The sequence below is a fragment of the Streptomyces laurentii genome (genome assembly GCF_040635425.1).
GTDB lineage: Bacteria > Actinomycetota > Actinomycetes > Streptomycetales > Streptomycetaceae > Streptomyces > Streptomyces laurentii.
Window position 1 is genome coordinate 1 of record NZ_JBEYHT010000117.1, and the last position, 5,794, is coordinate 5,794.

Here is a 5,794-nt window from a genome sequence, read left to right on the forward strand (position 1 = left end):
GGCAGACTTCCGGTGGCGCCGGCGGGCCGGACGATCCGGGCCCGGACCTCACCGGTCGGACCACCGGGGACAGTGACCCACTCCTCGTCGACCGCGGGCAGGGCGGCCGGGCCGGACTGCACGTCGTCGACGACCTTGCGGCCCTCGGCCGGCGGGATCTGGAACAGGAACGGCGGCCGGGACGTGGCCTCGGCGAAATCGCGTGCGGCCGGCTCCAGGACGGGTGTGACAGGTGCGGCGACGGTGTCGGGGACGGTGGATACGGGGTCGGTCATGCTCCGGCCTCTCGATGGGGACGGGAAGGGATGGGGGTGGCGGGCAGAGCCCGCCGACGGGGGTGCCGTCGCGCCGGTTTCGCGGGGCACTGACGAACGTAGGCGGGCATCCGCGCCCCGGGTCGTCCCTGGGTGCAGAGGACTTGACCGTCAGTGCAGCGTTCGGCGCGGAGCGCCGCGCGGCGACCCAGAATGCGGAAGCGGGCACTGCCCAGGGGGGGCCGGTATCGAGAGAGGCGAGAGAGGGAACCACGTGCTGCTGCTGGATCTGGAGACCTTCGATCCGAAGGACCGCGTGGACGCGTTCCACGAGGCTCTGACGGACGATTCGGTACCGAACGACATAGCCCACGAGACATCGGCCACCGGGATACGTGCCCGGATAGAGGCCTGGCGGCTGGGTCCGCTCGACCTCGTCGACGTACGCAGCACCGGCTTCGAGGTCCGGCGGACGGCCCGGCACGTCCGCGGGCACCGCGAGCGCCCGGTGGTCTCCTTCTCGCTGCAGACCTCCGGCGTCCACCATGCCGAGAACGCCGACGAACGGTACCTCCTCGGCACCGACGACGTCGCCGTCTTCCACGAACTCGCGCCGCGCCGCTACGGCTGGTCGGGGGAGGGGTCCTCGCAGGCCGTCACCATCGACATGGAACACCTCGGGGTGCCGGTGGACACCGTCGTCCGCGCCTCCGTGCGCCTGCGGTCGAGCCCCCTGCACGACCTCGTGCTCAACCATCTCCGCACCCTGTGGCGGGACCCCGGCACGCTCGCGGCCGACCCCGGGGCCGCGACGCTCGGCAACGGCACCACCGACCTGTTCAGGGCGCTGCTCACCTCGGCCGCCCACGACACGGACGACCGCCGGGTCCGGGCGGCCATGGACGACTCGTTGGCCACCCGGGTCATGGCGTACGTACGCCGCAATCTCACCGACCCCGAACTGACACCGGAGCGCATCGCACGCGAACACGCGGTCTCACGACGCCAGTTGTACGCGGTCCTCGGCCGGGCCGGCATCAGCCTGGAGCAGTGGGTGATCGGGGAGCGGCTGGAGACGGCCTGCCGTCTGCTGACCTCGCCGCGCCATGTCGGCCTTCCCATCTCCGCCGTGGCCGCCCGCAGCGGGTTCACCAGCCCCAGCCATTTCACCCGCCGCTTCCGGGCGGCCTACGGGGTCACGCCGCGCGAATGGCGGCGGCTGCGGATCCAAGACACGGCGCGGTCCCGCCCCACCGACTCCTGACGCCCGGGAGGGAGCGCGCGCTCACGGGCGACCGAACGGCGCGGACGGTTCCGGCGACGTGGACGGCGCGGAAGCGCCGGCCACCGCCCCCAGCAGCGGGAACCCGGCCGCCACCAGAACGCGGTCCGATGACTTCTGTCGAACCGTGATCGCCGAGTCTCGGTCGTGGTCTCGGTCGGTCATGCCGATGCGCCTTTCCTCGTGGTGCTGGGTGGTTCTTCGTGGTCGGACCCCAAAGCCGGTACTCAAAACTATCGAAGGTGAAACGTTCGTTCTCCCAACGAGCGTATTATGCTTGTCGTGTCCGGATGGCCGACGAAGGCGGCCGGGACCGTTCGAGAGTCCGAGAGAGGGGAATCCGTGGACGTACCGAAGGAGCCGGCGACGCGCGGCGACGACGGCCTCCGGCTGTGCCGGGGAATCCCGGAAGGAGCCGAACAGCAGGTCGCCGCCCTGTACTGGGAGGCGTTCGGGCGCAAACTCGGCTCCGCGCTCGGCCCGCCCGACAAGGGCCGGGCCTTCCTCGCCGCCCATCTGCACCACGACCGCGGCATCGCCGTGCTCGACGGCACGGGCCGGGTCGTCGGCGTCGCCGGCTACGACCTCGCGGGCCGCGGCCTGACCGGAGGGTCGGCGCGTGACGTCCTGTCCGCGTACGGGCCGCTCGGCGGGCTGCCCCGGCTTGCCCTCCTCGCGCTGTTCACCCGGAAGCCCGCCGAGCGGGAACTCGTCATGGACGGCATCTGCGTGGCGGCGCCCCATCGCGGCACCGGCATCGGCAGTCTGCTGCTGCGCGAGATCGCCGCCGTCGCCGCCGAGCACGCCCGCACCCGGATCCGGCTCGATGTCATCGACGTCAACCCGCGCGCCCGGGCTCTCTACACGCGGCACGGTTTCACCGCCGTACGCACCCAGCGGACCCCGTTCCTGAGGACACTGATGGGATTCGGAGCCGTCACCACCATGCACCGTGCCGTCACCCCCGACGGCCCCGGCGGAGGAAACCCCCTGTGCCCCACTCCCTGACCCACCCCCGAGCGGACCGTACGCACCGGCCGGAGATCCCCACGCGGCTGCTCGTGCACGCGCTGGTCCGCGAGGACGGGGCCGTCGACGCCGGTGAGCTCTACTCCGTCGCCGGTCTCCTCGGCATGACCGACCAACAGGTCCGGCTGTGTGTGAAACGCCTCGTCGGCGAAGAGAAGTTCCGGCAGGAGGGCCGGGGGCGCAAGGCCGTCCTGCAGGCCGTGTCCGACGCCGCGACCGGCACCCTCGCACCCGACGCCGACCACGTCCGTCACGCCTACCGGCAGGACCACGGGCTCGCGCCCTGGGACGGTACGTGGCACCTGTTCGCCTTCGCCGTACCGGAAGCGCGCCGCACCGCCCGCGACGCGCTGCGCGAAACCCTCCTGCACCTGGGCGCGGCACCCCTCCAGGGCGGGCTGTACGTGGCGGCCAACCCCATCGCCGACCTGGTCGAGGCCCAGGCCCGGCAGCTCGGCGTCCTCGACTCCGTCACCTTCCTCACCAGCACCGACCTGCGGGTCGGGGAGCTCACGGACCCCCGTGAACTGGCCGCCGCCGTATGGCCGCTGGACGCGATCGCCGCCCGGCACGACCAGCTCGCGGACTTCGCCACGGCCTGCGTCGACCGGCTGGCCGCCGCCGATGGGGCTGATGGGGCTGATGGGGCCGGGGGCGGCGGCCTGTCCGGGGCCGAGCGGCTCACCCTGGCCGTGGAACTCGCCGCGGAGTTCGGCCACGCCATGACCCCCGATCCGCTCCTGCCTCCCGAGCTGCTACCCCGGCCCTGGCCCGGCAGCCGCGCCCGCCGGCTCGCCCGGGAGTGCTGGGCCGCCCTGAGCGCCCTCCCGGACGAACACGGCGACGCCACACCGCCGCCCCGCCTGTTCCGCCTGTTCCGCCTCTACGACGACGCGTTCACCGCGCCCGAGGAGCCCGGCGAGCGCGGTGAACGCGGTGAGCGCGGTGAGCGCGGTGACGGTGGCGATGACGAACCCGGCGAGCGCTCCCGGTGAGGAGCGCTCGGGTGAGTCCGTCCGTCTCCTACTTCACGGTCCGCAGGATCGCGTCCAGCTTGCCCTCCAGGGCCTTCTTGGGCGCCGCGCCGATCCACGAGCCCACGGGCCGGCCCTCGTTGTAGACGACGAAGGCGGGAACGGACGTGATGCCGAGCCGCGTGGCCGGCTCGGGCTCCTCGTCCAGATCGATCCGGACGACATCCAGCCGGCCGGACCGCTCGGCGGCCAACTGCGCCACGTGCGGGGTGACCATCCGGCACGGGTGGCACCACGTGGCCCAGAACTGGACCAGGACGGGTCGCTCCGCCTGGAGGCCGCGCCCGGCGAACGTCTGCGCGGTGACGCTGTCCACCGGGCGGGGAGTGGGTACGGGCATGGGACGGTTCCTTGTCGTGTGTCGTGTGTCGTGTGTTGTGTACGGGGGAGCGGGGCGAGGTGTCGGCCCGCCCCACGACTACTCGGCGGGGACGGCTCCGGCCGTGAGGCGGTGCTGTTCGACGGCGCGGTCGACGTCCTCGTCCAGCAGGTCGGCGTTGAGGGCGAAGGCGGCAGCGGACCCCATGCCGGCGGCGGTGATCACCTGGGCGCGGGGATCGATGACATTGCCGGCCGCCCAGACACCGGACACGCTGGTCAGGCCGGTGCGGTCGGTGACGATCCGGCCGGTGCCGTCCGTGTCGCAGCCCAGGCCGGTCAGCAGCGCGTCGTGCGGCACCATGCGGGGGAAGAGGAAGGCGGCGGCGCGGGGGACGACGCGGCCGTCGGCCAGTTCGACGCCGCGCAGCTTGTCGCCGTCGACGACGAGCCGCGTGATCTCGCCCTCGGCCAGGCGCAGCCCGTACGCGGTCAGCCGCTCCCGGTCCGCGGCGGCCAGGTCCATGGTGTGCGGGAAGAAGACGACGTCGTCGCTCCACTGCCGCAGGAGCAGGGCCTGGTGTACGGCTCCCGGGTGGGTGCCGAGGACGGCCAGGGGCTGGTCGCGGACCTCGTAGGCGTGGCAGTACGGGCAGTTCAGCAGGTCCCGTCCCCACCGCTCGCGGACGCCGGGGATGTCGGGCAGCTCGTCGCGCAGCCCGGTCGCGACCAGGATCCGGCGCGCCTTCAGTACCACCCCGCCCGCCATACGGACGAAGTAGCCGTGGTCGATCTCCTCCACCCGCCCCTGAAGGAGCCGGACGCCGTACCGGGCGATCTCGGCGCGCCCGAGTTCGAGCAGGGCCGCCGGCGGCAGCCCGTCGCGGGACAGGAAGCCCTGCATGTGCGCGGCGGGCGCGTTGCGCGGCTCGCCCGCGTCGATCACCACCACCTTGCGGCGCGCGCGGCCCAGGAGCAGGGCGGCGTTCAGACCGGCCGCGCCGGCGCCGATCACCACCACGTCGTGGACATCGTCGAAATCTCCGGTCCGGCTCCGGCCGTGCTGGTCGTTCATCGTGTTCATGTCGGATCAACCTCCTGCCGCGAGACTGCGCGCCCGGCCCGGAAGCGGCAACATTCGTTGCCATTTCCGGGACGCGGAGGTCGAATGGGGGCATGGACGAGCACGCAACGATCGCCGCCGCGCTGGCCGAGGTCGGCCCCCGCCTCCGGCGCATCCGCACCCGGCGTGGGGTGACCCTGTCGGCGCTGGCCGAGGCCACCGGCATCTCCAAGAGCACCCTGTCGCGGCTGGAGTCGGGCCAGCGCCGCCCGAGCCTGGAACTGCTGCTTCCGCTCGCGCAGGCCCATCAGGTCCCGCTGGACGAGCTGGTCGGGGCGCCCGAGGTGGGGGACCCGCGGATCCGCGTCCGACCCCGCGTCCACAAGGGCCGCACGGTGATCCCGCTGTCGGCGCAGACCGGAGGCGTCCAGGCATGGAAGTCGATCATCCCCGCCGACCAGAACCGGCCCGAGCCCGTCACGCACGAGGGATACGAGTGGGTGTACGTGCTGTCCGGCCGGCTGCGGCTCGTCCTGGCCGACCACGACCTGGTGATGGGACCGGGCGAGGCCGCCGAGTTCGACACCCGCCTGCCGCACTGGTTCGGCCCCGCGGGGGACGCGCCGGTGGAGATCCTCAACCTGTTCGGCCCGCAAGGGGAACGCGTCCATGTCCGGGCCAGACCCCACTCCAGGGCGGACCGGAACCAGGCCGATACCTAGGGCCTTTCTTTTGGATCTTGCTGGGCTCGCGTGCCCCGGCACGCGCGCTCGCCGCGTTGTCGTCAGTCGCCAACTCCCCCGTAGCCCTTCGG

At 72.8% G+C, this 5,794-nt stretch carries 6 protein-coding genes and 1 pseudogene; 4 read left to right on the forward strand and 3 right to left on the reverse strand.

From position 1 onward, the window contains the following. A pseudogene (locus ABZ693_RS35740) lies at positions 1-275 on the reverse strand (hypothetical protein); the annotation flags it as partial. Positions 276-528: 253 nt separating this feature from the next. Here ABZ693_RS35740 and ABZ693_RS35745 point away from each other — a divergent pair. From ABZ693_RS35745 to ABZ693_RS35755, 3 genes are all read left to right on the forward strand, one after another. Beyond that, entirely contained in the window at positions 529-1,518 is a 990-nt protein-coding gene (locus ABZ693_RS35745) for an AraC-like ligand-binding domain-containing protein (protein WP_359885667.1), read from the forward strand. A 360-nt stretch (positions 1,519-1,878) separates the two neighbouring features. Further along, a complete protein-coding gene (locus ABZ693_RS35750) occupies positions 1,879-2,544 on the forward strand; it encodes a GNAT family N-acetyltransferase (protein WP_359885668.1) in 666 nt (221 codons plus the stop codon). After that, positions 2,529-3,560 carry a PaaX family transcriptional regulator C-terminal domain-containing protein gene (locus ABZ693_RS35755; RefSeq protein ID WP_359885669.1) on the forward strand — a complete coding sequence of 344 codons (1,032 nt, stop codon included), beginning with the start codon at positions 2,529-2,531 and terminating at the stop codon, positions 3,558-3,560. The genes ABZ693_RS35750 and ABZ693_RS35755 overlap by 16 nt, the downstream gene beginning before the upstream one ends. Before the next feature lie 28 nt (positions 3,561-3,588). Here ABZ693_RS35755 and ABZ693_RS35760 read toward each other — a convergent pair whose 3' ends face one another. Both ABZ693_RS35760 and ABZ693_RS35765 read right to left on the reverse strand, forming a co-directional pair. Next, entirely contained in the window at positions 3,589-3,939 is a 351-nt protein-coding gene (locus tag ABZ693_RS35760) for a thioredoxin family protein (protein WP_359885670.1), read from the reverse strand. A gap of 78 nt (positions 3,940-4,017) precedes the next feature. Beyond that, the gene (locus ABZ693_RS35765; protein WP_359885671.1) at positions 4,018-5,001 is read right to left on the reverse strand and encodes an NAD(P)/FAD-dependent oxidoreductase; all 984 of its coding nucleotides are present in this window, start codon (positions 4,999-5,001) and stop codon (positions 4,018-4,020) included. Between the two features lie 92 nt (positions 5,002-5,093). On the opposite strand from ABZ693_RS35765, the gene ABZ693_RS35770 reads away from it, so the two are divergent. Continuing rightward, complete coding sequence (locus ABZ693_RS35770; RefSeq protein ID WP_359885672.1) at positions 5,094-5,702, forward strand: helix-turn-helix domain-containing protein; 609 nt, start codon at positions 5,094-5,096, stop codon at positions 5,700-5,702. Positions 5,703-5,794 lie beyond the last annotated feature (92 nt).

Coding starts and splice junctions, on each gene's coding strand:
- ABZ693_RS35760 (WP_359885670.1), bottom strand. CDS start 3,939: ATGCCCGTACCCACTCCCCGCCCGGTGGACAGCGTCACCGCGCAGACG.
- ABZ693_RS35765 (WP_359885671.1), bottom strand. CDS start 5,001: ATGAACACGATGAACGACCAGCACGGCCGGAGCCGGACCGGAGATTTC.
- ABZ693_RS35770 (WP_359885672.1), top strand. CDS start 5,094: ATGGACGAGCACGCAACGATCGCCGCCGCGCTGGCCGAGGTCGGCCCC.